The organism is Burkholderia sp. CCA53 (assembly GCF_001685525.1).
Lineage (GTDB): Bacteria > Pseudomonadota > Gammaproteobacteria > Burkholderiales > Burkholderiaceae > Burkholderia > Burkholderia multivorans.
The window spans coordinates 1,637,187-1,660,551 of sequence record NZ_BDDJ01000002.1; the positions used below are offsets into that span (position 1 = coordinate 1,637,187).

The window sequence follows — 23,365 nt, forward strand, 5'->3', positions numbered from 1 at the left end:
GGCAGGCGAAACGCTTGCGCAATGCAAGACGCATCACGTTGTCTTTCCGAACCAGACGTCCCCTTCGGGGACTTCACGAGCCGGGCCCCGCAAGCATTTCTCCACCGCAGGTCCGTCTCCGCGTCTCGGGCGTGTCCCATGTTCTCGCCCCGGGTGCTGTTCGATTGCGCAAGTCATGCCGCCTTTGCCCGTATGACTAAACAACATCGAGGAGCTCCTGATGACGCTGTCCCGTCTTACGTCCATTTCCGTCGCCGCCGTGCTGTTCGCCGCCGGCGCCGCTGCCGCGCAAGCGGAAACCGTGAAGATCGCCATCGCCGGCCCGATGAGCGGCTCGGTCGCCCAGTATGGCGACATGGTGAAGGCCGGCGCGCTGACCGCGATCGAGCAGATCAACGCGGCAGGCGGTGCGGGCGGCAACAAGTTCGAAGTGGTGATGATGGACGACGCCTGCGAACCGAAGCAGGCGGTCGCCGTGGCCAACAAGATCGTCAGCCAGAAGATCAAGTACGTGATCGGCCATGTGTGCTCGGGCTCGACGATTCCGGCATCCGACATCTACGAGAACGAAGGCATCGTGATGGTCACGCCGTCGGCCACCGCGCCGCAGTTGACCGAAGGCAAGAAGCGTCACTTCATCTTCCGCACGATCGGCCGTGACGACCAGCAGGGTCCGGCCGCTGCGCAGTACATCATCAATCACGTGAAGCCGAAGAAGGTCGCCGTGCTGCACGACAAGCAGTCGTACGGCCAGGGCATCGCATCGTCGGTGAAGAAGGATCTCGAAGCGGCGAAGATTCCGGTCGTACTGTTCGAAGGCATCAACGCCGGCGACTCGGATTACTCGGCGATCATCACGAAGCTGAAGTCGCAAGGCGTCGACTTCGTCTACTTCGGCGGCTATCACCCGGAAATGGGCCTGCTGCTGCGCCAGGCGCGCGAGCAGGGCGTGAAGGCGACGTTCATGGGGCCTGAGGGTGTCGGCAACAAGGACGTGACGGCCATCGCGGGCCCGGCATCGGAAGGCATGCTCGTCACGCTGCCGGCCGACTTCTCGGCCGACCCGGCCAACGCGGCGCTCGTGAAGGCGTTCGCCGACAAGAAGCGCGATCCGAACGGCCCGTTCCAGATGCCGGCGTACGCCGCGGTGAAGATCATCGCCGACTCGATCGCCGGAGCGAAGACGACCGACCCGACGAAGGTCGCCGCGTACATGCACAAGACGACGTTCGACACGCCGATCGGCAAGGTGTCGTATGACGCGCAGGGCGACCTGAAGGCGTTCAAGTTCGTCGTCTACACGTGGCACAAGGACGCGACGAAGACCGCCGCCAAGTAACAACGGACTACCCGCCCGCGCACCCGCCCCGTCCGAGATCCGGACGGGGCGGGTGCGTATTGGTCGCCGCGCATTCGTGCATCGCGCGACCGCGGGCGAACCGAGACGATACCGTGCGTTGCGCACGGCCGCGCCGTGATCCGGCTGCGGCCGGCGGCGCGACGCCAACGGGAGCTTCCCGCACATGACTGACTTCTTTCCGCAATTTGCCCAGCAACTGGTCAACGGCCTGACGCTGGGCGCGATCTATGCGCTGATCGCCATCGGCTATTCGATGGTCTACGGGATCATCGGCATGATCAACTTCGCCCACGGCGAGATCTACATGATCGGCGCGTACGTGGGTCTAGTCACCCTTACCGCGATCGGCGTGTCCGCCGGCTATCCGCTGCCGCTCGTGCTCGGCGCGGCGCTGATCGTATCGGTGATCGTCACGGGCGCGTACGGCTTCGCGGTCGAACGCGTCGCGTACCGCCCGCTGCGCGGCGGCCCGCGGCTCGTGCCGCTGATCTCCGCGATCGGCATGTCGATCTTCCTGCAGAACTACGTGCAGATCGGCCAGGGCGCGCGCGACGTGTCCGTGCCGGTGCTGATCTCCGGCGCCTTCGACATCCATCTCGGCGGCGACTTCGACGTGACGGTGCCGTATGCGCGCCTGCTGATCGTCGGCGTGACGATCGTGCTGATGATCGCGCTCACGCTGTTCATCTCGCATTCGCGCATGGGGCGCGCGTGCCGCGCATGCGCCGAAGACATGAAGATGGCGAACCTGCTCGGCATCGATACGAACCGCGTGATCTCGTTTACGTTCGTGCTCGGCGCGATGCTGGCTGCCGTCGGCGGCGTGCTGATCGGCCTGACGATCGGCAAGCTGAACCCGTACATCGGTTTCGTCGCCGGCATCAAGGCGTTCACGGCCGCGGTGCTCGGCGGCATCGGCAGCATTCCGGGCGCGATGCTCGGCGGCGTGCTGCTCGGCCTGGCCGAAACCTTCGCGGCGGGCTACATGCCGGCCGAATACAAGGACGTCGTCGCGTTCGGCCTGCTTGTGCTGATCCTGCTCTTCCGCCCGACCGGCCTGCTCGGCAAGTCGGACATCGAAAAGGTCTGAGGGACACGCAGATGAGTCAAGTCATTTCCGTACGCCGCCCGGCCGCCGACGCTTCGTTCGGCCAGGCGCTGAAGAATGCCGTGGCCGCCGCGATCCTGACGGCGATCCTCACGGTGCCGGTGCTCGGGCTGCAACTGAAGCTCGACGGTTATCAGGTCGTGCTCGAACGCCATTGGCGCCCGGTATGGATCGCGGTCGCGGCCGTGTTCCTGTTCCAGCTGTTCAAGCCGTGGCTGCTGCGCGCGAAATCCGCAGTGAAGCTGCCCGCGGTGCCCGCGATGGGCGCGCGCCAGCAGCGCGCGATCATCTGGGTGCTGCTCGCGGTCGGGCTCGTGTGGCCGTTCGTCGGCTCGCGCGGCGCAGTCGACGTCGCGACGCTCGCGCTGATCTACGTGATTCTCGGTCTCGGGCTGAACATCGTCGTCGGCTTCGCGGGGCTGCTCGATCTCGGCTATGTCGGGTTCTACGCGGTCGGCGGCTATACGTACGCGATGCTGAACCAGTATTTCGGGCTGACGTTCTGGGAGTGCCTGCCGATCGCGGCGATCGCGTCGGCGACGTTCGGCTTCCTGCTCGGCTTCCCGGTGCTGCGTCTGCGCGGCGACTATCTCGCGATCGTCACGCTGGGCTTCGGCGAAATCATCCGCCTGCTCGCCAACAACCTGACGAGCCTCACCGGCGGCCCGGACGGCATCTCCGGCATTCCGAAGCCGACCGTGTTCGGCTTCGAGATGGCGCGTTCGGCAAGCGTCGAAGGCGCGAAGACCTTCCATGAACTGATCGGCCTCGAATACAGCGGCGAGCACATGGTGATCTTCCTGTATCTGCTCGCGCTGCTGCTGGTCGGCTTCACGCTGTTCGTGACGAGCCGCCTGATTCGCATGCCGATGGGCCGCGCATGGGAAGCGCTGCGCGACGACGAGATCGCATGCCGTTCGCTCGGCCTGAATCCGACGCGCATCAAGCTGTCGGCGTTCACGCTCGGCGCCGCGTTCGCCGGTATCGGCGGCGCGTTCTTCGCTGCGCGTCAGGGCCTCGTGAATCCGGAGTCGTTCACGTTCATCGAATCGGCGCTGATTCTCGCGATCGTCGTGCTCGGCGGGATGGGTTCGCAGCTCGGCGTGATCCTCGCGGCGATCCTGCTGACCGTGCTGCCGGAAGTCGCGCGCGGCTTTGCCGAGTACCGGATGCTGATCTTCGGTCTCGTGATGGTGTTGATGATGATGTGGCGTCCGCAGGGCCTGCTGCCCGCGAGCCGTCCCCACGTGGAGTTGCCGCAATGAGCGCGAATGCAGAACTGTTGAAGGTCGCCGGATTGCAGATGCGCTTCGGCGGGTTGCTTGCGGTCGACGGCATCGACTTCGACGTGCGTCGTGACGAGGTGTTCGCGATCATCGGGCCGAACGGCGCCGGCAAGACGACGGTGTTCAACTGCGTCGGCGGCTTCTATCGGCCGACGGCGGGCGAGGTCGTGCTCGACGGTCACCGGATCGCGGGGCTGCCGAGCCACAAGATCGCGCTGAAGGGCCTCGTGCGCACGTTCCAGAACATCCGGCTGTTCAAGTCGCTGACGGTGGTCGAGAACCTGCTCGTCGCACAGCATCGCAAGGTGAAGTCGGGCCTGCTGCATGGGCTGTTTGCGACGCCCGCGTATCGCCGCGCGGAGCAGGAGGCGCTCGAGCGCGCGGCCGTGTGGCTCGACCGGATGGGGCTGACCTCGGTCGCGAACCGGCCGGCGGGCACGTTGTCGTACGGGCACCAGCGGCGTCTGGAAATCGCGCGCTGCATGATCACCGAGCCGCGTCTGCTGATGCTCGACGAGCCGGCGGCCGGCCTGAACCCGCAGGAGAAGATCGAGCTTCAGCATCTGATCGACAAGCTGCGCCGCGAGTTCGGCGTGTCGGTGCTGCTGATCGAGCACGACATGAGCCTCGTGATGGGCGTGTCGGACCGCATCCTCGTGATGGAGCACGGCCGGCCGATCGTGATCGGCACGCCGGAAGCGGTCCGTAACGACCCGCGCGTGATCAAGGCGTATCTGGGGGAAGAGTGATGCTGAAGCTGGAACAGGTTCACACGCATTACGGCGCGGTCGAAGCGCTCGCGGGCGTGTCGATCGAGGTGAACAAGGGCGAGATCGTCACGCTGATCGGCAGCAACGGCGCCGGCAAGACGACGCTGATGATGACGGTGTGCGGCACGCCGCGCGCATCGTCGGGCCGCGTGCTGTTCGAGGGCAAGGACATCACCGCGATGTCGACGCACCAGATCATGCGGCAGGGGCTCGCGATTTCGCCGGAAGGGCGGCGCGTGTTCCCGAGCTTGACCGTGCTCGAGAACCTCAAGATGGGCGGCTTCTTCGCGAGCCGTCACGAGATCGACGACGGCATCGAGCACGTGTTCAAGCTGTTTCCGCGCCTGAAGGAGCGTGCGACGCAGCGGGCCGGCACGATGTCGGGCGGCGAGCAGCAGATGCTCGCGATCGGCCGCGCGCTGATGAGCAAGCCGCGTCTGTTGCTGCTCGACGAGCCGACGCTCGGCCTCGCGCCGCTCGTGATCGCACAGATCTTCGACATCATCCGGACGATTCGCGACGAAGGCGTCACGGTGTTCCTGGTCGAGCAGAACGCGAACAAGGCGCTGCAGGTCGCCGACCGCGGCTACGTGCTCGAGACGGGGCGCGTGGTGCTTGCCGATACGGGCGCGAATTTGCTCGCGAACGACCGGATCAAGCAGGCTTATCTGGGCGGGTGATCGGGAACGTCATCGATCCGGCTAGGCCGGGTCGATGACGGAGACGGCGCGGGGCACGTGCCGGATCGCTCGACCGGCACGCGTGTGCGGTGCCCGCTTTGTCAGTCCAATCGATGTAGCTGTTTTGGCTTCGAATGTAGTCGAATCGGCTACACCATCGAGTCGAAGCTTGCAGATGCGTTGCGGAGGCAACCGATGAAAGTCAACCGAATCGTCGCCAATATCGATACGCGGTCGATCGACGACGCAAAGCGCTTTTACCACGACGTGTTCGGCCTCGACGTGCTGATGGATCACGGCTGGATCGCGACTTACGGCAATGCCGAACAGATGACCGTGCAGATCAGTGTCGCGTCGCAGGGCGGATCGGGCACGCCGACGCCCGATCTGTCGATAGAGGTCGACGATCTCGATGAAGCGCTTGCACGTATCCGCGCGGCCGGCATCGCCGTCGAATACGGCCCGGCCGACGAGCCGTGGGGCGTGCGTCGGTTTTATGTGCGCGATCCGTTCGGCAAGCTCGTCAACGTGCTCGCACATCGCTGACGCCCGAGCGTGCGCATCATGCGCGCGTGGGCCGAGCGCTCAGGCGTGCAGCGCGAGCCCTTTCACCGCCTTGTCCACGGCCTTCTTCGGCCCGTGCAGCGCGAGGCCGACGAGATCGAGATTCTCCGCATCCTCCGCGCGAAACACTTCTCGGTTGGCCGCGTCGTGGCCCGTCGAAAACATCGCATGCACGTAGGGCACGATCGTCAATTCGCGCGACAGCGCCTGCCGATGAGCGGCCTGTAACCCGTTCAGATCGGCCGCGAACACCAATATCGGCTGACCGAGCATGCGCGCATAGCGGCGCCCGGCCGCATCCTCGTAAGGCTCGCCGAGCGCTTCGGGCGCTTCTGCGGCGACGCCCGTCGCCAGAAATGCGACCACGTTGAGTTTCTGCCACGCCGCGAGATCATCGCGCACGATCAGCGCCACTTTGGTATCGAACATAACGGCTCCTTGTTGAGCCGTTCATGATCGGGCGGCGCGCGCGCTCAGTCTGGAACGTTTGTGCACATGCGCCGATACGCGGCCGGCGTGATCCGGTACGCGCGGCGAAACCAGCGGCCGAGATGGCTCTGATCGGCGAAGCCGACATCCGCCGCCGCTTCGGCCGGCGTGCGGCCGGCCGCGAGCAGACGACGCGCGGCGCGCAGCCGCACGCGCACGAGGTACGCATGCGGCGACGTGCCGAACGCGCGCTGAAACAGACGCGTCAGCCGAAAGCGGTCGATGCCGGCGAGTTCGGCGAGTTCGTCTAGGCCGAGGTTCGCGTCCATTCGCGCGTGCAGCAGATCGCGCACGCGCGCGATCGCGGGCGGCACCGCGCCGGCTGCGTGCACGAGCGGCTCGCGCAGCTGCCCGCGCAGGCGCATCAGCAGGCGATCGAGCGTCTGGTCGCGCGCGAGCTTGCCCTCGTTGCCGTGCAGCGCGGCGAACGCGTGCCGGATCGCGTCGACGAGGCCGCGGTCGTCGACGAGCGTATGCCCGAACGCCGCTTCGACGCCGGCCAGGCCCGGCAACTCGAGCCGGCGCGCCGCGCGCTCGACCCACGATTGCGGCAGATAGAGCATCGCGTACGTGAAGCCGCCGGGTTCGGGCGCATGGCCGTCGTGCAATGCGCCGGGCTCGATCAGGATCGCGCGGCCCGGCACGCTCGTGTGTAGCGACCGATGGCACTGGAAACGCTGGACGCCTTGCTCCGTATAGCCGATCAGCATGTCGTCATGATCGTGCGGATCGTAGGCATGACCGCTGAAGTGCGCACGCAGGCTCTCGATCCCCGTTTCGGGATCGCGCCGTGCGTCCATCCAGTGATCGGAGCTGCCGATGTCGTGCGCCGTGGTCGTCATCGCTCGTGTCGCTACGTGTCGTTGCCTGCCCGATAGTGTACGCATGCGCGCGTCGTGCTGCTCGAGCGCGCGTTGCCGCGGCGGCGCGGTCCGGAACGGGCCGCCCACGGGCGGTGCCGGCATCGACGTCGTGGCGTGCGGCGAGGTCGCGCGATGCCGAATCCGTCGCAAGCACACAGGCGCGATGTTGCAATTCGAAAACCTTCGTGAAACAGGTTCTCGTCCTGCATTGGGGCGTTTATTGTCTTGATCGCGGGAATCGAGCGATCAAATCACGATTCGAGCCACTTATTGTGGTGCGCATTGCAGTCGTTTCTGTTACGATCCGCGCGGCCAATCGAAAGGTGGTCGGCTCGCGTTCCCGGAATCGTCAAGATTGAGACAGCGCCAAAGGCTGTTTCGGACCAAATCGGACAAGAATGAATCGGCATTCCGTATGAGGATGCGGACGGCCGGCGTCGCGTGCATCGTGCCGTGCCCCGAATGTCGGTAGAGCAATGTCGTGCAATCCGCGACGCTTCGATCGCTTGCCGATACATAGAGCGATTTCAGGAATGCAGTGTCGCGTAGGAAAACAGGCGATACACGGGGATAACGGAAATGCAAACGGGGCATTTCCGAAGCAATAGAAAGTATCGGTGTTGAAATTCATTAAAAAATAATTCGAAGCACATGCGAGAGACCAAAACGCTTCCGCTCGTCGTCGATCTCGACGGCACGCTGACGGTGTCGGATACCTTGATGGAATCCGTCATCGCGGTCGTACGGAAAAAGCCTGCGTGCGTTCTGCGCTTGCCGTTCTGGCTTGCCGAAGGCCGCGCCGCATTCAAGGCGCGCATCGCCGAGCAGGCCGATTTTCGGGCAGAGACGCTGCCGTATCGGCAGCCGCTCGTCGACTACCTGCGTCACGAACGCCAGGGCGGCCGCACGATCGTGTTGGCCACGGCCGCCCATGCTTCGATCGCCGACCGTGTCAGCGCGCATCTCGGCCTGTTCGACCGCGTGATCGCGACCTGCGACGGAACGAATCTGAAAGGCGCAGCCAAGCTGGACCGCATTCGCGAGCAGATCGGCGACGACTTCGTCTACGCCGGCGACAGCAAGGCCGATTTGTCCGTCTGGGCCGGTGCAAAAGGGGCAGTCCTCGCCGGCGCGTCGCGCGACGTCGCCGCGAACGTGCGCGGCAGCGTTCCGGTCGAGCGCGAATTCGCGGATGCGCGCGCGAGCCTCGCGACATGGTTCGGCGCGCTGCGCGTTCATCAATGGTTGAAGAACCTGCTGCTGTTCGTTCCGCTGCTGACGGCGTTTGCATTCTTCGACATCGACAAGGTCGCGACACTTGCGCTCGCCTTCGTGTCGATGTCGCTCGGTGCATCGGCGACCTACATCGGCAACGATCTCTGGGATCTGGACAACGATCGGCGGCATCCGCGCAAGCGCAACCGTCCGTTCGCGAGCGGTGCGTTGTCGATTACGGAAGGCCTCGGTTGCGCGGCGCTGTTGCTGACGGCCGCATTTGCGCTCGCATTCGCCGTGTCCCCGGGATTCGCCGGCATGTTCGCGCTTTATCTCGTACTGACGACGGCATATAGCTGGCGTCTGAAATCGATCGTGTTGCTCGACGTGGTGATCCTGTCGCTGCTCTACACGTACCGCATCGTCGCCGGCGCGGTAGCGGCCGAGATCGTCGTGAGCAGCTGGCTGCTCGCGTTTTCCGTCTTCGCGTTTCTGAGCCTTGCGCTCGTGAAGCGTTGCTCGGAGCTCGTGTCCTTGCGTCAGAGCGACAAGCGTGCGGCCGCCGGGCGCGATTATCGCGTCGGCGATCTCGAAGTGCTCTGGCCTTTCGGGATCGGTTCTTCGCTCGCCGCGGTCGTCGTGTTCGGCCTGTTCATCAACGCGCCCGAAACGGCGCAGCGCTACGCGATGCCGCAGCTGCTCTGGCTGGTCCAGATCGGCCTGATCTACCTGTTCGGCCGTCTCTGGATCGCGACGGTGCGCGGCGCGATGCACGACGATCCGATCGTCCATCTTCTCGAAAATCGCGGCAGTTTCGGCATGTTGTGCGCCATGGTGGCGACCGTGCTGGCCGCTCACTTTCTGCCCGCCCTGTGAGCGGCATCTTCACCATGACGGAAAAGAACCGAAATCGCGTGCTGGCGTTTTGCCGCTTCTCGATCGTGTACGTGCTGCTGTTCGTCTGCGCGGGCAACATCACCAACAGCGTGCTGCTGAAGTGGGGATTCCGTGATGCGCAGGCAGACGATCTGCGCAATACGTTCAGCCTGATCGGCATGATGGACGGCGGCGCACCGAAGCCTTTCGTTTATCGCTCGTCGTTTCCGAAAGCGGCGAAATGGCTGGCGGAGCGCATCGAGCCCGATACGCAACAGAAGCTCTATCGCTCGATCACGCGTCACGATTCGCTACGCAACGCCTATTTTTCCGACTTGCCGAAACAGTACTGGACGCCGGTCGTCGCGATTACCTATCACCTGACCTACGTCGCGATCGTGCTGTCTGCGCTGTTCGCGCTGTTGCTCGTGTACAAGCTCGCGCGCGTGCACGGACTGAGTTTCGGGCAATCGGTGGGCTTTCTGGCGGGATTCAGCTTTCTCTATCCGCTGACGTTCCAGCAGGGCGCGTACTACTACGATTTCTTTGAAATTCTCGGTGCGCTCGGTGCGTGCTATTTCCTGCTGCGGCAACGCATGATCGCGTGTACGGCGACGATCGCGATCTTCTCGCTGAACAAGGAGACGTTTTTCCTTGTCCCGCTCGCGCTGTTCTTCCTGCACGATCGCGACGTACCGCTGTCGAAACGGGTCGGCTGGCTTGCCGTGCAGCTCGCGATCTGCGGCGCGACGCGTCACTTCATCATGAGCGGCTATGCGCACAATGCGGGCGACTTCGTCGCGTTCCAGCTCTGGGGCAACCTGAAGTTCTGGGTCAATCCGGCATCGTATCTGTCGTTCTACAACCTGATCGGCAAGGGCATTTTTACGCCGAGCCTCGAAAACCCGCTGATGCTGGTGCCGCTCGCCGTGTTCTTCCGCGCCGCATGGCGCAATACGCCCGCGAACTATCGCCGATACTTCCTTGCGGCGTTCCTTCCGGTGCTGCCACTGTTCATGCTGTTTGGCTGCCGCGATGAAGCTCGCAATTTCTCGGTCGTGTTTCCGGCCGTCGTGTTGATTGCGTTGCACGGTGCGACGCGCTTCGATGCGATCTTCGGCAAGCGCGCGGGCGCGGCGGAAGGCGCGGGGCATGCGCCGCGTCGTGCCGAGGTCGAACGGGCCGCCGAGGCCGTGCTGTGAACGGGCTGATCGTGGTGGCCAGCGGCGTGTTCGGCGGCGCTGCCGGCGTGTTGCTGCGCGTCGCGGCGCTGAAGGGTGCCGCGCTGGGCGAGTCGAGCCTGTTGCCGTGGATCGCACGCGCGTCGGCCGTCGCCGCGTACGGCATCGGCTTCGTGCTCTACGCGCTCGCGTTGCGCAAGACGACGCTCGCGGTCGCTTATCCGGCGATGGTCGCGATGTCGATGATCGTGGTGCTGTCGTTCACGGCGCTGCACGAACAGGTGTTGCGGCCGATGCAGGCGATGGGGGCCGTCGTCATTCTGGTCGGCGTCTGGATGGTCACGCGACACGCGTGAGGCGGAGCGGCAGCCGCATCCGCTGCCGCGGCCTCGGTTTCTTGGGCTTGTGTTTGCCGTGCGCCGGCACGGAAAACGGCATGAAGGGCGCGTCGCTGGTGAGCGTGCCTGTTGCGACGCCAGGTCGCCGGTACGTCGACGGTTGACCACACCGCGCCGCGCACCAACAAAAAACCCGCGCAGCATGATGCTGGCGCGGGTTTTTTCCGCGTGTTCGGAACACGCGGCGCGGTATCTGGTGCCCAGGTCGGGACTCGAACCCGAACGCCTCTCGGCGCTACCCCCTCAAGATAGTGCGTCTACCAATTCCGCCACCTGGGCAAGGGGCGCCATTCTAGCGCCCCGTCGCGCATTTGTGAAGAGGGCGTGACAGTCGCGGCGTCGATGCGAAAGCGGTGCCGGTAGAATGCACGCGTTCGCTCGTCCGAGCCTCGCAACCGCCTAGCGTTTTTCATCGTGATCGCCACCCTCGAACAACTGCGCGCCGGCCGCCTCGCGGGCGCCCGGCAACTGAAGCTCGCATGCGGGCTGACCGAATTCCCGCGCGAGATCTTCGAGCTTGCCGATACGCTCGAGGTGCTCGATCTGTCCGGCAATGCGCTGTCGTCGCTGCCCGACGATCTGTCGCGGCTGCATCGGCTGCGCATCCTGTTCGCGTCCGACAACCGCTTCACCGCGTTGCCCGACGCGCTCGGCGCATGCCCGCAACTGGAGATGATCGGCTTCAAGGCGAACCGGATCCGCACCGTGCCCGGCGCCGCGCTGCCGCGTGTGCTGCGCTGGCTGATCCTGACCGACAACGCCATCGACGCGCTGCCGCCCGAAATCGGCGACTGTTCGCGGCTGCAGAAGCTGATGCTCGCCGGAAACCGGCTGCAATCGCTACCCGACGAGATGGCCGCATGCCGGGCGCTCGAGCTCGTGCGTCTGGCCGCGAACCGTCTCGATGCGCTGCCGGACTGGCTGCTGCGTTTGCCGCGCCTCGCTTGGCTGGCCGTCGCGGGCAACCCGCTGGGTGCCGCGTCGGAAGCAGCTGCATCGGCCGATGCAGGCGTGACGGACATCGACTGGACGTCGCTCGCCCGCGAGCAGAAGCTCGGCGAGGGCGCGTCGGGCGTCATCTACCGCGCGCGGTGGCGGGCGGACATGGGCGAGCGCCCGGTCGCGGTGAAGCTGTTCAAGGGCGCGGTGACGAGCGATGGCCTGCCGGATTGCGAGATGGCCGCTTGCCTGCACGCGGGACGCCACCCGAACATGATTCCGGTGATCGGCCGCGTGCGCGGCCATCCGGACGGCGTGCACGGCCTCGTGATGGAGCTCGTCGATCCTGCGCTGACGAATCTCGCGGGGCCGCCGAACTTCGCCACCTGCACGCGCGACGTTTATGCGGACGATGTGCGCTTCGAGCCCGCGGCCGCGCTGCGGATCGCGCGCGGCATCGCGTCGGTGGCGCGCCACCTGCATGCGCGCGGAATCATGCACGGCGATCTGTATGCGCACAACATCCTGCACGGCGACGACCAACCTGCATTGCTCGGCGATTTCGGCGCGGCGTCGCTCTACGACGTGCGCGATGCGCGGTGTACGGCGCTGTTCGAGCGGCTGGAAGTGCGCGCGTTCGGCTACCTGCTCGGCGAGTTGCTCGAACGGTGCGAGCCGCGCGGGGGGGCGGGCGCGCCGGCGCTCGAAGCGCTGGCGGCCGCGTGCTTGAACGAGGATGTCGACGCGCGGCCGTCCTTCGCCGAGATTGTCGACGCGCTGACGGTGTACGTCGCGCAGCGGTAGCGGCCGCGATCGCGCGATCGCGCGTGCGTGCTGCGTACTGCGTACTGCGTGTTGCCGTCCCGGTCGCCGCGCTAGGCCGATCGCGCCAGATACTTCTCGATCAGCTTCATCTGCATGGTCCAGCCTTCGTCGTTCATTTCGTATGCCTTTTCCCGGCGCGCCGCGGCGATCGCGTCGAACCCGGATTCGACGACCGTCAGCAGCGTGCCGCCCGCTTGTTCGGCAAGCGTGAACGTGACGAGCGTCATCGGCTCCGACGCATAGTCGAATGCCGGATCGACCGCGAACGGATGCCAGCGGAATGAGAACAGCCGCTTCGGCTCGATGCGGTCGACGACGAATTCGAACACCGACCCCGCATAAGGCTCCTGCGCTTTTGCAACGTCGTCGTCGACGCGCGTCGGCGAGATGCGGCCGAACAGCGTCTCGCCCGCGACGAACGGCCCGTCGAACGCGACGCCGAACCACGTGCCGAATTCGCCGGCGTTGCTGACGGCTTCCCACACGCGCTCGAGCGGCGCGGCGAGCTGGACCTGTTTTTCGATGCGATCGGGTGACTGGGGCATCGCTTTCTCCCTCCGGGTATCCATCGTCGACGGCATGCCGCGCGTCACGGCGCTGCGCTGCGAGCCGGGACCGTGGCGCGAACGAATCGGCGTCAGCCGATGAGGGCGGCGTCGGGTACGTCGAGCACGAGGTCGGACGTCGCGACGGCGACACACGGCAGCGTATAGCCGTCGGCCTTTTCCTCGCGGCTCAGTCCGGGCCATTCGATGGTGTAGCGTACGCTCCCGCTGACGATTCGGCAAAGACAGCTGCGGCACGTGCCGTTGCGGCACGAGCGCGGCAGCGACACGTGCGCGAACGCCGCGGCTTCGAGCAGCGTCAGCGAATCGGGCGCATCGAAGCTTGCGCCAAGCGGCTCGATACGCACGAGCGGAGGGCGATCGGAATCGGTCATCGGTAAAGCGGGCATCGGTTGGGCGGAAACGCGCCAAGCATACCCGAAGCCGTGTGCCGCCAGCGCCGTCAACGGCGGCGCAGGTAGCGGTACACCGTGTTGCGGGCGAGCCCCAGTTCGCGCGCGGCCGCCGACACGTTGCCGCCGTGCCGCGCAACGGCCGTATCGATCACGGCGGCCTGATGATCCTGTAGCGTCGTCGTGCCGCGCGGGGCGGGCGGTATGGTCGACGGAGCCGATGCCATCGATGCAGCCGATGCGGCGGCCGGCGCGCCGTCGCAGTCGAGCCAGAAATCGTCGGGCAGGTGCGCGAGTGCGATTTCGTCTTCGTCCTCGGCGAGCATGCCGGCCGTGCGCAGCACGTTCGTCAGCTGACGCAGATTGCCGGGCCAGCGATGGCGCGTGAACGCATCGAGCACGTCCGGCGCGATGCGATGCGGCATGGGTTCGCTGCGCGCGAGCCGCGCGAGGATGCGCTCGACGAGCGCCGGCAGGTCGGTGCGCGCGGCGAGCGGCGGCAGCGTGACGGCGAGGCCGTTGATGCGGTAGAACAGGTCCTCGCGGAACGTGCCGGCCGCGATCATCGCGCGCAGGTCGCGGTGCGTCGCGCAGACGATGCGCACGTCGACCGGCACTGCGCGCGCGCCGCCGAGCGGCATCACCGCGCGTTCCTGCAGGACGCGCATGAGCCGCACCTGCTGCGCGAGCGGCATGTCGCCGATTTCGTCGAGAAACAGCGTGCCGCCGTCGGCCTGCACGATCTTGCCGGGACTGCCGCGTTTGCGCGCGCCGGTGAATGCGCCGTCTTCGTAGCCGAACAATTCGGCCTCGATCAGCGTATCGGGCAGCGCTGCGCAGTTGACCGCGACGAACGGGCCGTCCGCGCGCGGCGACGCGTGGTGCAGCGCGCGGGCGAGCCACTCCTTGCCGGTGCCGGTCTGGCCGAGGATCAGCAGCGGCAGGTCGCGGCCGCGAATCTTGGTGACACGTTCGAGCACGGCGGCCATCCGCGCGTCGCCGGTATCGAGCGTCGCGAACGTGATCGCCTCCGGGTCCGGCGCGCGCACGTGTGTGGCGGGTGCCGGCGGCGTGACGGCCACGGCGGTTTTTTGCGCGTCGGCGAATTCGCAGCGCGCAAGCACGCGCACGCCGCTCGACAGCGTGAGCCGCAGCATCGCGCCGGGCGCGCGCGCGGCCTGTTGCGCAAGCTCGCCGAACCGCATGCCGAACAGCGCGTCGCAACCCTGATGCTGCAGCGCATCGAACGGTGCGCCGAGCTGAAACTGTGCGCTGCGGTTCGCGGCAATCAGGCCGCCGTCGGCGCCGAACGCGACGAGTCCGGCGAACAGCGAGTCGACGCAATCCTCGTGTGCATGAAAGCGTACGCGCAGCGCTTCCGCGCATTGGTTCGCGAACAGATGGTTCTCGATCAACTGCGCGGACATGCGCACGAGCGCGAGTGTATGCGGGCTGAAGCCGCGCGGATCGCCGCTCACGTCGAGTGCGCCGAGCGTGCGGCCGAACGGATCGACGATCGGCGCGCAGGAGCACGTCAGGATGTGGTTCGCGCGCAGGAAATGCTCGGCGCCGTGCACGGCGATCGCCTGTCCCGACGCGAGGGCGGTGCCGATCGCATTGGTGCCGCGCGCGCGTTCGGCCCATGAAACGCCGGTGCATAGCGCGACGCGGTTGGCTTTTTCGATGAAGTCGTCGTCGCCGATGCTGTGCAGGATGACGCCGGCGGCGTCGGTGAGGAGCACGAGGCTTTGCGTATCGGCGATCTGTGCGTGGAGGTTTTCCATCACGGGCCGTGCATGGGCGAACAGCGCGTGATTCGTGTCGAGCAGTTCGCGCAGCGCGATCTGCGACAGCGGCGAGAAATCGGGGCGCTCGTGCGCGCGCAAGCCGACCGCGGCCGATCGGGCGTGCGCCTGCGCGAGCAGGTCGACGCGGCCCGCGGCGGCGGGCAGCATGGAAGATTGAGGCATCGCTTGTCTCCTGTCGGCCCCGGTTAGCGCTTTAGCGCTTACCGGGGCCCCACGCACCGCGAGTCGGCCCCGGTTCACGCTTTAGCGCTTACCGGGGCCCCACGCACCGCGAGTCGGCACCAGTTCGCACTTCACCGCTTACCAACGCCCCACGCACGACGCGTCCACCACCCAGCGCTTTCACCCATACCGGCGCTTCATGATTTCCCGCGCGTGGCGCACCTGACACATCGACGCACGCGCACGGGTATTCGCCATCATACAAGCGCCCCGCGCGACATGCGACCGCGTACAAATTCCCCTTGCTTTTAAGCGTCTACCTGCAATGATGGAAATGGAACACGCACGCGCCGTGTTCCGCATTGCAACATGCATGCGACGCGACATGCATCCGTTCGGGAGAGCCATCATGGTTCGGACGGAACTGAGAGTCGTGCTGGCGGCCATCGCCACTTTCATCATGTTGGGCGGCATTGCCGTCGCGATCCACGGGTTGCTGTTCGATGTCGCGGACGCCGTACGATACGGCGCCGCCGCGATTACGATCGGCGTCACGACCGCCGCGATCGCGCTCAACGTGTGGCCGACCGACCCCCACTGACGCGCGCAACGAAACGGTGCCGGATCCCGCGCGGGTCGCCCGACATCCGCGTCGAAGCGACGCGCACCGTAAATTTTGCCTCCTGCGCGAAACCGTCTAAAGTGGAATGCAACCGGCATGCGTTGTCCGCGCCATACCCCCGCGGGCAGTGCCGCTGCCGGAGAGCCCGTGTCCATTTCGTCCGACCGGTGGCGGACGACGGACGCGGTCATTCGTTTTCTACCGGACGACTGAGGCGGCTCCCATGCAGATCCATTTCACGAACGAGGCGCCCGAATACTCGGGGCGCGACCTGATGCTTGCGTTTACGGCGCTGGTCAATGGCGAGCGAGTCCAATGTCAGATCACGGCCGAGGCGATGGAGGATCACTTCGGGGCGGCGTCGCCGCGCTTCGAGGACATGGTCGGCGCGTTCGACCAGCATCGCGAGCGCATCGAGGCGGCGGCGCGACGCCTGCTGTCGGAAACGCGCGCGCAATGCGTGACGCTGCGCAGCGGCTACGTGCGTTTTTACGAGGCGAACGGCGCGCTGAACCGGCCGGCCGGGCAGTGAGCGCAGCGGGCGCCGTATGCCGGCGCCCGTAGCCGATGCGCATCCTTCCGCACGCCAAAGCGACAACGCCACCCGAGGGGTGGCGTTTCGTTTTCCTTCTCCGGCGCGTGCCGGCCCGCGTCCGTTACTCGCTGCCGAGATAGAAGAAGCGGAACAGGAACACGGCTGCGATGATCCACACGATCGGCTTGACCGTGCGTGCCTGGCCGGTCAGCAGCTTGAGGCCGCCGTACGCAATGAAGCCGAACGCCACGCCGTTCGCGATCGAATAGGTGAACGGCATCAGCAGCGCGGTCAGCGCGGCCGGCACGGCTTCGGTCGCATCGTCCCACGGCACGTCGACCATTTCGCGCAGCATCAGGCACGACACGTACAGCAATGCGGGTGCGGTCGCATAGGCGGGCACGACGCCGGCGAGCGGCGCGATGAACAGGCACGCGAGGAACAGCACCGCGACCGTGATTGCGGTGACGCCGGTGCGGCCGCCGGCCTGCACGCCCGATGCGCTTTCGATATAGGCGGTGGTCGACGACGTGCCGAGCACCGAGCCCGCGACGATCGCGGTGCTGTCCGCGAGCAGCGCCTTGTTGAGACGGTGCATCTTGCCTTCGACGAGCAGCCCCGCGCGGTTCGCGACGCCCATCAGCGTGCCGGTCGCATCGAACAGTTCGACGAGGAAGAACACGAGGATCACGTTGATGATGCCCGTCGACAGCGCAGCGCCGATGTCGAGCTTGAACAGCGTCGCGTCGATCGACGGCGGCGCGGAAAACACGCCGTGGAACTGGTTGTCGCCGAAGAAGAACGACAGCACGGTCACGCCGAGAATGCCGATCAGGATCGCGCCGCGCACGCGCAGATGATCGAGCGTGACGATCGTGAAGAAGCCGATGATCGCGAGGATCGTGTCGTGCTTGTGCAGATCGCCGAGCGTCACCAGCGTGGCCGGATTGCCCACGATCACGCCGGACGTCTTCAGCGAGATGATCCCGAGGAACAGCCCGATGCCGGCCGTGATCGAGATGCGCAGCGATTTCGGAATGCCGTTGACGATCGCCTCGCGCACGCGGAACAGCGTGACGAGCAGGAACAGGCAGCCCGAGATGAACACCGCGCCGAGCGCGGCTTGCCACGAGAACCCGAGCCCCTTGACGACCGTATACGCGAAGTACGCGTTCAGCCCCATGCCCGGTGCGCACGCGATCGGATAGTTCGCGTACAGCCCCATGATCAGCGATGCGAGCGCCGCGACGAGGCAGGTCGCGACGAATACGGATTCCTTCGGCATGCCGGCGTCGCCGAGGATCGCGGGGTTGACGAAGATGATGTAGGCCATCGTCAGGAACGTGGTGACGCCCGCGAGTATTTCGGTGCGGAAGTCGGTGCCGGCTTCAGCGAAGCCGAAATACCGCTTGATGGATTCCATGAAGGCGTTTCTCCGGTCGGGTTGTCGTATTGCTTGTCGTGCCGAATTGTTGTAAGGCTGCGTGCGGCGGCTAACTGTAACCAGCCACTATTGTTCGGCTATCGGCGGATTGTAATAGCGCGGATAGCTCCGACGATATAGTCGCGGGGCACGATCGGCATCTTCGCGACAGCGACCTGGCGGCCTGGTCGCCCGATGCCGCGCGAAGAAGGCGCGCATTTTACCGGTTCGGCGACAACGGGCGCCGGCACCGCGACGAAGCGCACACGAACGGCGACGAATCGCGGCTGAACGGAGCGCGAAACAGGCGAGCAGCGGCGGAGAGGCGCGGAAGAGGCGGACGAGAAGAGGACGAGAAGAGGGCGAGAAGAGGGCGAGAAGCGCGGAAGAAGCGGGCGAGAAGTGAGCGAGAAGCACGGCGATCGGCTGAAATGCGCGAGAAAACCGCGAAGCCGCTCGATGCGCGCCGACGAGCCTGCGAGGCTTTGCAGGCCGATGCGCATGCAACGGCCGCCTTCCGGATTCCGCGCGTGACATGCGACTGAAACGCCCTCGCCGCATGCTCGACGAAGGCGAGCGGCGCGACGCCGCGCGCCCGCACGCTGCCGTACCCGATGCGCGCGCATCGGCGTGCATGCGCCCATTCGTCAGTCCAGGCCGCGGCAGGCATCGGGTTATCGTGCGCCGAAGCCGTCGCGTTCGCAACTGTCATCTGACGCGCAGACGCGACTGTGGTTTTCTATGTAAAAGAATGCAAGAGGCCATCGCGTAAACCGGCAACTCTTTCTAGGATAGATACACCGCGCACATACGCCGAGCCGGTTGCTGTCGGCGCGGGGGAGCTGCAGTATGTATGGGCGAAGGCGGTGAAGCGCGGTGGCGGCCGTTGTGCGTTCGGGCAGACACGGCCGGTTGCGATTGCCCGATGCGGGTTCGTCCGTTATCACGGAGGTCAGCATGTTGAACTGGATCAGCCGTTGGGCTATGCGACACGCCCCCACGCCGGAAAAAACCGCTGCGTCGATGCTCGTGACGGCGCGCATGGAACTGTTCGCAGCCGAACAGCGCGTGATCGACGCGAAGCTGCAGGCGGACTACTGGCGCACGCGTGTGTCCTTTCTCGAGGAAGTACAAAAGCAGGGCATCGATCCCTGGGTCACCTCGCAGTCGGCGATGCAAAAGCCCGAGCTCGATTCGACTCCCCGAAGCACGGGCCCGCGTCTCGCCGCCAGCACCTGATGTGCGTGCTGGCCGCACCCCGCGTGCAATCGCGCGCGACACGCACCGGCGTGCCGCGTCCTTCGACACGCACCTGCGACGCGACACGCCGCAGGTGCGCGCATTGTTCTGCGCGGCCTGGCCGCGTCTCGCGCGCGTGAGCGCGCGCCTCCCGCAATCACGTTCATTCCCGCGCTTCACGCGTTCGCCATCGGCCGACGAGCAGGCGCCGCGCCAGCGCTAGCGCACGCCGAAGCCGATCGCCGCCCGGCACGTACGCGGTCGTGATCGACGCTTCGGCCGGACGATCGTCGTCGGCGCTGAGCCAGATGCGCTCGCCGCGCGCCACGCGCAGCACGTCGCCGGGCTGCACCCAGTAATCGTCGACGCTCGGTGGCCGTGTGATCCACAGTGGTGCACCGTGCGCGCGCACCTCCGCATCGCGCGGCGCGCGCCAGCTCAGCGTCGTGCGCGGCGCCACGGCGAAACGAATCACGACCGTCGGTAATGCGATCGCGTCCGGGCGACGGCGATCGGGACGAACAAACAGCGAGCTTGCCTGGTCCATCGTCTTCTCCATTCGTTGAGCCGGACGGATGACGTGCACCACAACAAAAAGGCCTCATCCGTTTCCGGCGAGGCCTTGCGTGACATGCGGTTACTGCCTGAATGCTAACGCGCAAGCGCCTCCCGTGACGCACCGATATGGTGTGCGTTCACCGGGCAATTAATCGCGATGGCGATGAGCTTGAACGTAGGCATGCGAACGAGTGTGTCGCGCTCGCGCGGCGTTGTCAACGACTATTTTGAGATGACGTGGCGCGCATTGCGCATTATGCGTCGCGTTGCGCGAGCGCGTTCACGAGCAGTTCGGACAGCAGGCCCGTCATCCCGTTCGGATGCGTCGCGGCGCGTGCCTTCAGCTGTTCGACGAGCTCGGCGTTCAGCTTGCAGGCGAACGGCACGAGGCCGAGTTCCTGGTCGAGCTTGCGCTGCGCGCGGCGATCGAGCTTGGCCGCTTCCTCGGCGCCCTTGCCGAAGCGCGCGGAGCTCGACTGCTTCATCGCATGCGTGAGCTTCAGCGCCTTGTTCTTTTCGAGATCGGTTTTCTTCATGGCCATCGCGGCACCTCCGGGAAATGAAGCCGCGATTGTACGCATTTCGGCGGGGGCCGCCGCGGCGCGCCGTCTCAGCCGCGCGTGGGCGCTTGCCAGTTGCCGCCGTACGCGGCCGCCTGCGCGGCAGGCGAGCGCGCCAGATACTCGAGCGCCTGTTCGGTCGAGCCTCCGGCGTGCGGCGTATAGCCTGGCCGGAATAGCGCAGCGCCGCGCCGATCACCTTCCAGAACGACGGTAGATGCCCGCGCCGCGAACCTTGCCACCACGACAGCACGAAGCGCGGATAGCGGCCCGCGTCCGGATCGCGTCGATACATGAACTTCGCGCCCGTCGTGATGTAGTAGAGCAGCAGCACGATCACGAACGCCATGTGCACGCAGCGCTCCGGATACGAGCCGCCCATGTGCCGGTAGATGTCGAACGCCACGGTGCGGTGCTCGACTTCCACCGCGCCGTGCCAGCGCAGCAGATCGACCATCGTCGGGTCGGCCTTGCCCGCGTCGAGGCCGTGCGCGTTGAGCACCCCGTTGCCGAGATAGCCGAAGAAATGCTCGAGCGATGCGATCACCTTCCGTGACGGTCGTCGGGCAACGTGTCGAGATCGACGTGTTCGACGACGGACACATGGAGGTGTCCCGATTCGAGGGTAACGAGGACATTGAAGGCGGAGTCGAATTGATCGACTCCATCGTGGCGTCAGGGAGGTAGCGCTGCGAGACGGACACGGACGCGGACAAAACGGCCAGCAATAAAAAAGGACGCTTGCGCGTCCTTTTGCCGTCTGAGGTGTTGCGCATCGTCGAGAGGCGTCCCCAGCGTTGTCGTCGAAGATGCTAACGAACTTTCGTCGGGATGTCAAAGTGCATCGTATTGCATTCCCCATCGGGTCGGGCCGGAGCCTGTTGCCATGCCGGCGTCAAATGCCAGTCGGTCGTGAAACCGAGATGCGTCGATGGGGCCACGTGCTCGCAACCCGCCAAAACAGTTCGCAACGTTTCGCGCCATTCGTCTCCGTGGCCGAGCGGGTCGAGCAAGGCCTTGACCATCGTCGCGCGCGCGTAAAACGTCTCCGGCCGTGTCATTTCCGCTGCATACCGGGCGAGATTGCGCGCGGCCGGCTTCGCCGGAGGCGATACCGTCAGTTTCATTCCCCACAGCCGGGCGTGATGCGCACATGCGTTGCGCAGATCCGTGAGCGATTGCAGCCAGCTGGTGAGCACCGTGTCCGGGATGTCGGGCCACATGTGGCGCCCGGCGGTCTTGCGGTCACGTATCGACAGCGCATTGAAGAGCCGCGACAAGGCGCCCAGGCTGAGCCGCTCGCAGACTAGCCAGATCGGCGGCAAGTCGGGTCTGGCGTAGGTCCGGTAGTAATGAGCGAGCGCCGCTGCTTTCCGGGTTTCGCATTCGCTCGCAATCTGGTCCAGTACGCGCGCATACTGGCGCAGATCGACGAAGCGTTCCCTCTCGATATACCAGTGGCTGCCGTAGTCGATCGCGAGAGGATTGCTGAGGGCGGCACGCAGCGCAACCTCGATGCGTTCGACCGCGTCCATTGTGATCGAGCGCAGGCGCCGATCGAATGCGTACAGCTCAGCGATGTCGGAGAAGCGCATTCTGGGCCAGAACCGCTTCGTAGCGGGGTTCTGAAACCGACGCATGTAGACCTGCAGCCGGAAATGGCCGATCGACCGGAGCACGCGCAAGTTCGTGGGGCGATCGTCGATGCGCAGGCCGCGTTGCCACAGGCGATGCAGTGTTTCCTCGGCGCTGAGCTGTGTGATTCATAGACATCGTTTCAACTAGAATGAAGCGATGGACCGAGAGATCGCCGCGCGATTACGTTGGGTACGCATGTATCACGAGACCGGCAATGCCGGCCTCGTGTGCGCACGGTGCGGCATATCTCGGCCGACACTTCGCAAATGGCTGCGTCGCTATCAGGAAGCTGGCGAAGCAGGTCTCCAGTCTCAAAGCCGTCGTCCACTGCGCAGCCCAAACCGGAAGGTCTCCGAGGCTGATCGGGCGACGGTCCTCCGATTGCGCGCTGAGCGCAAAGGCGCACGGCGGATCCAGAATGAACTGCGACTGCACGAGCAACGAGAGCTATCCCTCGCGACCATTCACAAGATCTTGAGCGAGGCGGGTGTAAAACCGTTGGTTCGATCCAGGCGACCGACGCAGCCGAAACGCTATAGCCGGCCGGTGCCTGGAGACCGCGTCCAGATGGACACGATGAAAATCGCTCGAGGTGCGTACCAGTACACGGCGATCGACGACTGTTCGCGATTCCGGGTACTGGCGATCTACCCACGCAGAAATGCCCGAAATACGCTGCTTTTTCTTAATCGCGTCATTGAGGAGATGCCGTTCCCGATTCAGCGTATCCAGACCGACCGAGGCGGTGAGTTCTTCGCCGAGTCAGTGCAGCGGCGCTTGATGAGCGAGTGCATCAAATTCCGACCGATTCCGCCCCGTTCGCCACACCTCAACGGCAAGGTCGAGCGTTCGCAGCTCACCGACCTCAACGAATTCTGGTCGGATCATCCACCGACCGGGGATGCGATCGACCAACGAATTGAGGAGTGGCAGTTCGACTATAACTGGCGGCGCCCGCACGGCTCACTTGGTGGCAAAACGCCCATCGATCGTATCGCGGAGTTAAGCGAAATTACGCCTCTCGCGGAGGAGGTGGAAAGTGCCTACGACGAAACGAAAGAACGAATTCGCCACCGTGAATGGCGCGTCGACAAGACCCTCGCCGAACATCACCGGCGCGTGGTGGAGCTCGCGTCTCCTAACGGAGCCTCGAGCTCCACCACGGAACGAAAAAGGCGCACCAAGAAGTGAAACGATGTCCGTGAATCGCACAGCTGAGCGCCACTTTGCCGTACGTTCTGGTTGGCGTCGCCGGTGCTGTCTTCCTGATTCGATTCTTGCCCATCGTCGATCCGTACCGCCATGCAT

The 23,365-nt window shown here is 65.4% G+C and carries 24 protein-coding genes, 1 tRNA gene and 1 pseudogene; 14 read left to right on the plus strand and 12 right to left on the minus strand.

Annotated elements, in window-relative coordinates:
- Positions 1 to 220: 220 nt before the first annotated feature.
- From BCR55_RS23565 to BCR55_RS23590, 6 genes are all read left to right on the plus strand, one after another.
- Positions 221 to 1,339 carry a branched-chain amino acid ABC transporter substrate-binding protein gene (locus BCR55_RS23565; RefSeq protein ID WP_006396439.1) on the plus strand — a complete coding sequence of 373 codons (1,119 nt, stop codon included), beginning with the start codon at positions 221 to 223 and terminating at the stop codon, positions 1,337 to 1,339.
- Between the two features lie 184 nt (positions 1,340 to 1,523).
- Positions 1,524 to 2,450 carry a high-affinity branched-chain amino acid ABC transporter permease LivH gene (livH, locus tag BCR55_RS23570; RefSeq protein ID WP_006396440.1) on the plus strand — a complete coding sequence of 309 codons (927 nt, stop codon included), beginning with the start codon at positions 1,524 to 1,526 and terminating at the stop codon, positions 2,448 to 2,450.
- Positions 2,451 to 2,461: 11 nt separating this feature from the next.
- Positions 2,462 to 3,733, plus strand: a complete 1,272-nt coding sequence (locus tag BCR55_RS23575; RefSeq protein WP_006413862.1) for a high-affinity branched-chain amino acid ABC transporter permease LivM — start codon at positions 2,462 to 2,464, stop codon at positions 3,731 to 3,733.
- Positions 3,730 to 4,503, plus strand: a complete 774-nt coding sequence (livG, locus tag BCR55_RS23580) for a high-affinity branched-chain amino acid ABC transporter ATP-binding protein LivG (protein ID WP_006406097.1) — start codon at positions 3,730 to 3,732, stop codon at positions 4,501 to 4,503. Before BCR55_RS23575 ends, livG begins: the two co-directional genes overlap by 4 nt.
- On the plus strand, positions 4,503 to 5,204 hold the full coding sequence (locus tag BCR55_RS23585) for an ABC transporter ATP-binding protein (protein WP_006396443.1): 702 nt from the start codon (positions 4,503 to 4,505) through the stop codon (positions 5,202 to 5,204). Before livG ends, BCR55_RS23585 begins: the two co-directional genes overlap by 1 nt.
- Positions 5,205 to 5,399: 195 nt before the next feature.
- On the plus strand, positions 5,400 to 5,750 hold the full coding sequence (locus BCR55_RS23590) for a VOC family protein (RefSeq protein WP_006406098.1): 351 nt from the start codon (positions 5,400 to 5,402) through the stop codon (positions 5,748 to 5,750).
- 39 nt (positions 5,751 to 5,789) lie between these two features.
- Here the strand turns inward: BCR55_RS23590 and BCR55_RS23595 are convergent, their stop codons facing one another.
- Both BCR55_RS23595 and BCR55_RS23600 read right to left on the minus strand, forming a co-directional pair.
- Entirely contained in the window at positions 5,790 to 6,197 is a 408-nt protein-coding gene (locus BCR55_RS23595; RefSeq protein ID WP_006396447.1) for a DUF2000 domain-containing protein, read from the minus strand.
- A gap of 44 nt (positions 6,198 to 6,241) precedes the next feature.
- Positions 6,242 to 7,099, minus strand: a complete 858-nt coding sequence (locus BCR55_RS23600; protein ID WP_065496128.1) for an AraC family transcriptional regulator — start codon at positions 7,097 to 7,099, stop codon at positions 6,242 to 6,244.
- A 672-nt stretch (positions 7,100 to 7,771) separates the two neighbouring features.
- On the opposite strand from BCR55_RS23600, the gene BCR55_RS23605 reads away from it, so the two are divergent.
- The 3 genes from BCR55_RS23605 to BCR55_RS23615 are packed head-to-tail and all read left to right on the plus strand — an operon-like array spanning position 7,772 to position 10,748.
- Positions 7,772 to 9,211: a UbiA family prenyltransferase gene (locus BCR55_RS23605; protein WP_065496130.1), complete on the plus strand. Its 1,440-nt coding sequence runs from the start codon at positions 7,772 to 7,774 to the stop codon at positions 9,209 to 9,211.
- The gene (locus BCR55_RS23610) at positions 9,208 to 10,413 is read left to right on the plus strand and encodes a hypothetical protein (protein WP_065496132.1); all 1,206 of its coding nucleotides are present in this window, start codon (positions 9,208 to 9,210) and stop codon (positions 10,411 to 10,413) included. Before BCR55_RS23605 ends, BCR55_RS23610 begins: the two co-directional genes overlap by 4 nt.
- Complete coding sequence (locus BCR55_RS23615; RefSeq protein WP_053298280.1) at positions 10,410 to 10,748, plus strand: hypothetical protein; 339 nt, start codon at positions 10,410 to 10,412, stop codon at positions 10,746 to 10,748. The genes BCR55_RS23610 and BCR55_RS23615 overlap by 4 nt, the downstream gene beginning before the upstream one ends.
- A gap of 236 nt (positions 10,749 to 10,984) precedes the next feature.
- On the opposite strand, the gene BCR55_RS23620 is transcribed toward BCR55_RS23615, so the two are convergent.
- Positions 10,985 to 11,069: transfer RNA gene (locus BCR55_RS23620), tRNA-Leu, on the minus strand.
- A 135-nt stretch (positions 11,070 to 11,204) separates the two neighbouring features.
- Between BCR55_RS23620 and BCR55_RS23625 the strand changes: the two genes are divergently transcribed.
- A complete protein-coding gene (locus BCR55_RS23625; RefSeq protein WP_065496134.1) occupies positions 11,205 to 12,533 on the plus strand; it encodes a leucine-rich repeat-containing protein kinase family protein in 1,329 nt (442 codons plus the stop codon).
- A 71-nt stretch (positions 12,534 to 12,604) separates the two neighbouring features.
- Here BCR55_RS23625 and BCR55_RS23630 read toward each other — a convergent pair whose 3' ends face one another.
- From BCR55_RS23630 to BCR55_RS23640, 3 genes are all read right to left on the minus strand, one after another.
- Positions 12,605 to 13,099 (minus strand): SRPBCC family protein, encoded by a 495-nt coding sequence (locus tag BCR55_RS23630; RefSeq protein WP_053298283.1) that lies wholly within the window; start codon positions 13,097 to 13,099, stop codon positions 12,605 to 12,607.
- Between the two features lie 92 nt (positions 13,100 to 13,191).
- Entirely contained in the window at positions 13,192 to 13,494 is a 303-nt protein-coding gene (locus BCR55_RS23635) for a 2Fe-2S iron-sulfur cluster-binding protein (RefSeq protein ID WP_006396457.1), read from the minus strand.
- A 68-nt stretch (positions 13,495 to 13,562) separates the two neighbouring features.
- Positions 13,563 to 15,482 (minus strand): sigma-54-dependent Fis family transcriptional regulator, encoded by a 1,920-nt coding sequence (locus BCR55_RS23640; RefSeq protein ID WP_065496136.1) that lies wholly within the window; start codon positions 15,480 to 15,482, stop codon positions 13,563 to 13,565.
- A 325-nt stretch (positions 15,483 to 15,807) separates the two neighbouring features.
- On the opposite strand from BCR55_RS23640, the gene BCR55_RS23645 reads away from it, so the two are divergent.
- Positions 15,808 to 16,083 carry a DUF2964 family protein gene (locus tag BCR55_RS23645; protein ID WP_006396459.1) on the plus strand — a complete coding sequence of 92 codons (276 nt, stop codon included), beginning with the start codon at positions 15,808 to 15,810 and terminating at the stop codon, positions 16,081 to 16,083.
- Positions 16,084 to 16,327: 244 nt separating this feature from the next.
- The gene (locus BCR55_RS23650; protein ID WP_006396460.1) at positions 16,328 to 16,636 is read left to right on the plus strand and encodes a DUF1488 domain-containing protein; all 309 of its coding nucleotides are present in this window, start codon (positions 16,328 to 16,330) and stop codon (positions 16,634 to 16,636) included.
- A 124-nt stretch (positions 16,637 to 16,760) separates the two neighbouring features.
- On the opposite strand, the gene BCR55_RS23655 is transcribed toward BCR55_RS23650, so the two are convergent.
- Both BCR55_RS23655 and BCR55_RS31600 read right to left on the minus strand, forming a co-directional pair.
- Complete coding sequence (locus BCR55_RS23655; protein ID WP_006406107.1) at positions 16,761 to 18,062, minus strand: NCS2 family permease; 1,302 nt, start codon at positions 18,060 to 18,062, stop codon at positions 16,761 to 16,763.
- Positions 18,063 to 18,160: 98 nt separating this feature from the next.
- Positions 18,161 to 18,565: a hypothetical protein gene (locus tag BCR55_RS31600; RefSeq protein ID WP_244104651.1), complete on the minus strand. Its 405-nt coding sequence runs from the start codon at positions 18,563 to 18,565 to the stop codon at positions 18,161 to 18,163.
- Between the two features lie 454 nt (positions 18,566 to 19,019).
- Between BCR55_RS31600 and BCR55_RS23660 the strand changes: the two genes are divergently transcribed.
- Positions 19,020 to 19,301, plus strand: coding sequence for a hypothetical protein (locus tag BCR55_RS23660; RefSeq protein ID WP_006406109.1), 282 nt, complete (start codon positions 19,020 to 19,022; stop codon positions 19,299 to 19,301).
- 163 nt (positions 19,302 to 19,464) lie between these two features.
- Here BCR55_RS23660 and BCR55_RS23665 read toward each other — a convergent pair whose 3' ends face one another.
- The 4 genes and pseudogenes from BCR55_RS23665 to BCR55_RS23680 form a co-directional block, all read right to left on the minus strand.
- Positions 19,465 to 19,860 carry a DUF2917 domain-containing protein gene (locus tag BCR55_RS23665; protein WP_006406110.1) on the minus strand — a complete coding sequence of 132 codons (396 nt, stop codon included), beginning with the start codon at positions 19,858 to 19,860 and terminating at the stop codon, positions 19,465 to 19,467.
- Between the two features lie 253 nt (positions 19,861 to 20,113).
- Positions 20,114 to 20,401, minus strand: a complete 288-nt coding sequence (locus BCR55_RS23670) for a hypothetical protein (protein ID WP_006396466.1) — start codon at positions 20,399 to 20,401, stop codon at positions 20,114 to 20,116.
- Positions 20,402 to 20,469: 68 nt separating this feature from the next.
- A pseudogene (locus BCR55_RS23675) lies at positions 20,470 to 20,981 on the minus strand (metal-dependent hydrolase); the annotation flags it as partial.
- Between the two features lie 250 nt (positions 20,982 to 21,231).
- Positions 21,232 to 22,098 carry an Abi family protein gene (locus BCR55_RS23680; protein WP_244104650.1) on the minus strand — a complete coding sequence of 289 codons (867 nt, stop codon included), beginning with the start codon at positions 22,096 to 22,098 and terminating at the stop codon, positions 21,232 to 21,234.
- Between the two features lie 115 nt (positions 22,099 to 22,213).
- Here BCR55_RS23680 and BCR55_RS23685 point away from each other — a divergent pair, with 115 nt between their 5' ends.
- On the plus strand, positions 22,214 to 23,248 hold the full coding sequence (locus BCR55_RS23685; RefSeq protein WP_059938068.1) for an IS481 family transposase: 1,035 nt from the start codon (positions 22,214 to 22,216) through the stop codon (positions 23,246 to 23,248).
- Positions 23,249 to 23,365: the final 117 nt, after the last annotated feature.

Excerpts from the sequence above, each read along its gene's own strand:
- BCR55_RS23565 (WP_006396439.1), top strand. The coding sequence starts at position 221 with ATGACGCTGTCCCGTCTTACGTCCATTTCCGTCGCCGCCGTGCTGTTC.
- livH (WP_006396440.1), top strand. The coding sequence starts at position 1,524 with ATGACTGACTTCTTTCCGCAATTTGCCCAGCAACTGGTCAACGGCCTG.
- BCR55_RS23575 (WP_006413862.1), top strand. The coding sequence starts at position 2,462 with ATGAGTCAAGTCATTTCCGTACGCCGCCCGGCCGCCGACGCTTCGTTC.
- livG (WP_006406097.1), top strand. The coding sequence starts at position 3,730 with ATGAGCGCGAATGCAGAACTGTTGAAGGTCGCCGGATTGCAGATGCGC.
- BCR55_RS23585 (WP_006396443.1), top strand. The coding sequence starts at position 4,503 with ATGCTGAAGCTGGAACAGGTTCACACGCATTACGGCGCGGTCGAAGCG.
- BCR55_RS23590 (WP_006406098.1), top strand. The coding sequence starts at position 5,400 with ATGAAAGTCAACCGAATCGTCGCCAATATCGATACGCGGTCGATCGAC.
- BCR55_RS23595 (WP_006396447.1), bottom strand. The coding sequence starts at position 6,197 with ATGTTCGATACCAAAGTGGCGCTGATCGTGCGCGATGATCTCGCGGCG.
- BCR55_RS23600 (WP_065496128.1), bottom strand. The coding sequence starts at position 7,099 with ATGACGACCACGGCGCACGACATCGGCAGCTCCGATCACTGGATGGAC.
- BCR55_RS23605 (WP_065496130.1), top strand. The coding sequence starts at position 7,772 with ATGCGAGAGACCAAAACGCTTCCGCTCGTCGTCGATCTCGACGGCACG.
- BCR55_RS23630 (WP_053298283.1), bottom strand. The coding sequence starts at position 13,099 with ATGCCCCAGTCACCCGATCGCATCGAAAAACAGGTCCAGCTCGCCGCG.
- BCR55_RS23635 (WP_006396457.1), bottom strand. The coding sequence starts at position 13,494 with ATGACCGATTCCGATCGCCCTCCGCTCGTGCGTATCGAGCCGCTTGGC.
- BCR55_RS23640 (WP_065496136.1), bottom strand. The coding sequence starts at position 15,482 with ATGCCTCAATCTTCCATGCTGCCCGCCGCCGCGGGCCGCGTCGACCTG.
- BCR55_RS23645 (WP_006396459.1), top strand. The coding sequence starts at position 15,808 with ATGATGGAAATGGAACACGCACGCGCCGTGTTCCGCATTGCAACATGC.
- BCR55_RS23650 (WP_006396460.1), top strand. The coding sequence starts at position 16,328 with ATGCAGATCCATTTCACGAACGAGGCGCCCGAATACTCGGGGCGCGAC.
- BCR55_RS23655 (WP_006406107.1), bottom strand. The coding sequence starts at position 18,062 with ATGGAATCCATCAAGCGGTATTTCGGCTTCGCTGAAGCCGGCACCGAC.
- BCR55_RS31600 (WP_244104651.1), bottom strand. The coding sequence starts at position 18,565 with ATGCGCATCGGCCTGCAAAGCCTCGCAGGCTCGTCGGCGCGCATCGAG.
- BCR55_RS23660 (WP_006406109.1), top strand. The coding sequence starts at position 19,020 with ATGTTGAACTGGATCAGCCGTTGGGCTATGCGACACGCCCCCACGCCG.
- BCR55_RS23665 (WP_006406110.1), bottom strand. The coding sequence starts at position 19,860 with ATGGAGAAGACGATGGACCAGGCAAGCTCGCTGTTTGTTCGTCCCGAT.
- BCR55_RS23670 (WP_006396466.1), bottom strand. The coding sequence starts at position 20,401 with ATGGCCATGAAGAAAACCGATCTCGAAAAGAACAAGGCGCTGAAGCTC.
- BCR55_RS23685 (WP_059938068.1), top strand. The coding sequence starts at position 22,214 with ATGGACCGAGAGATCGCCGCGCGATTACGTTGGGTACGCATGTATCAC.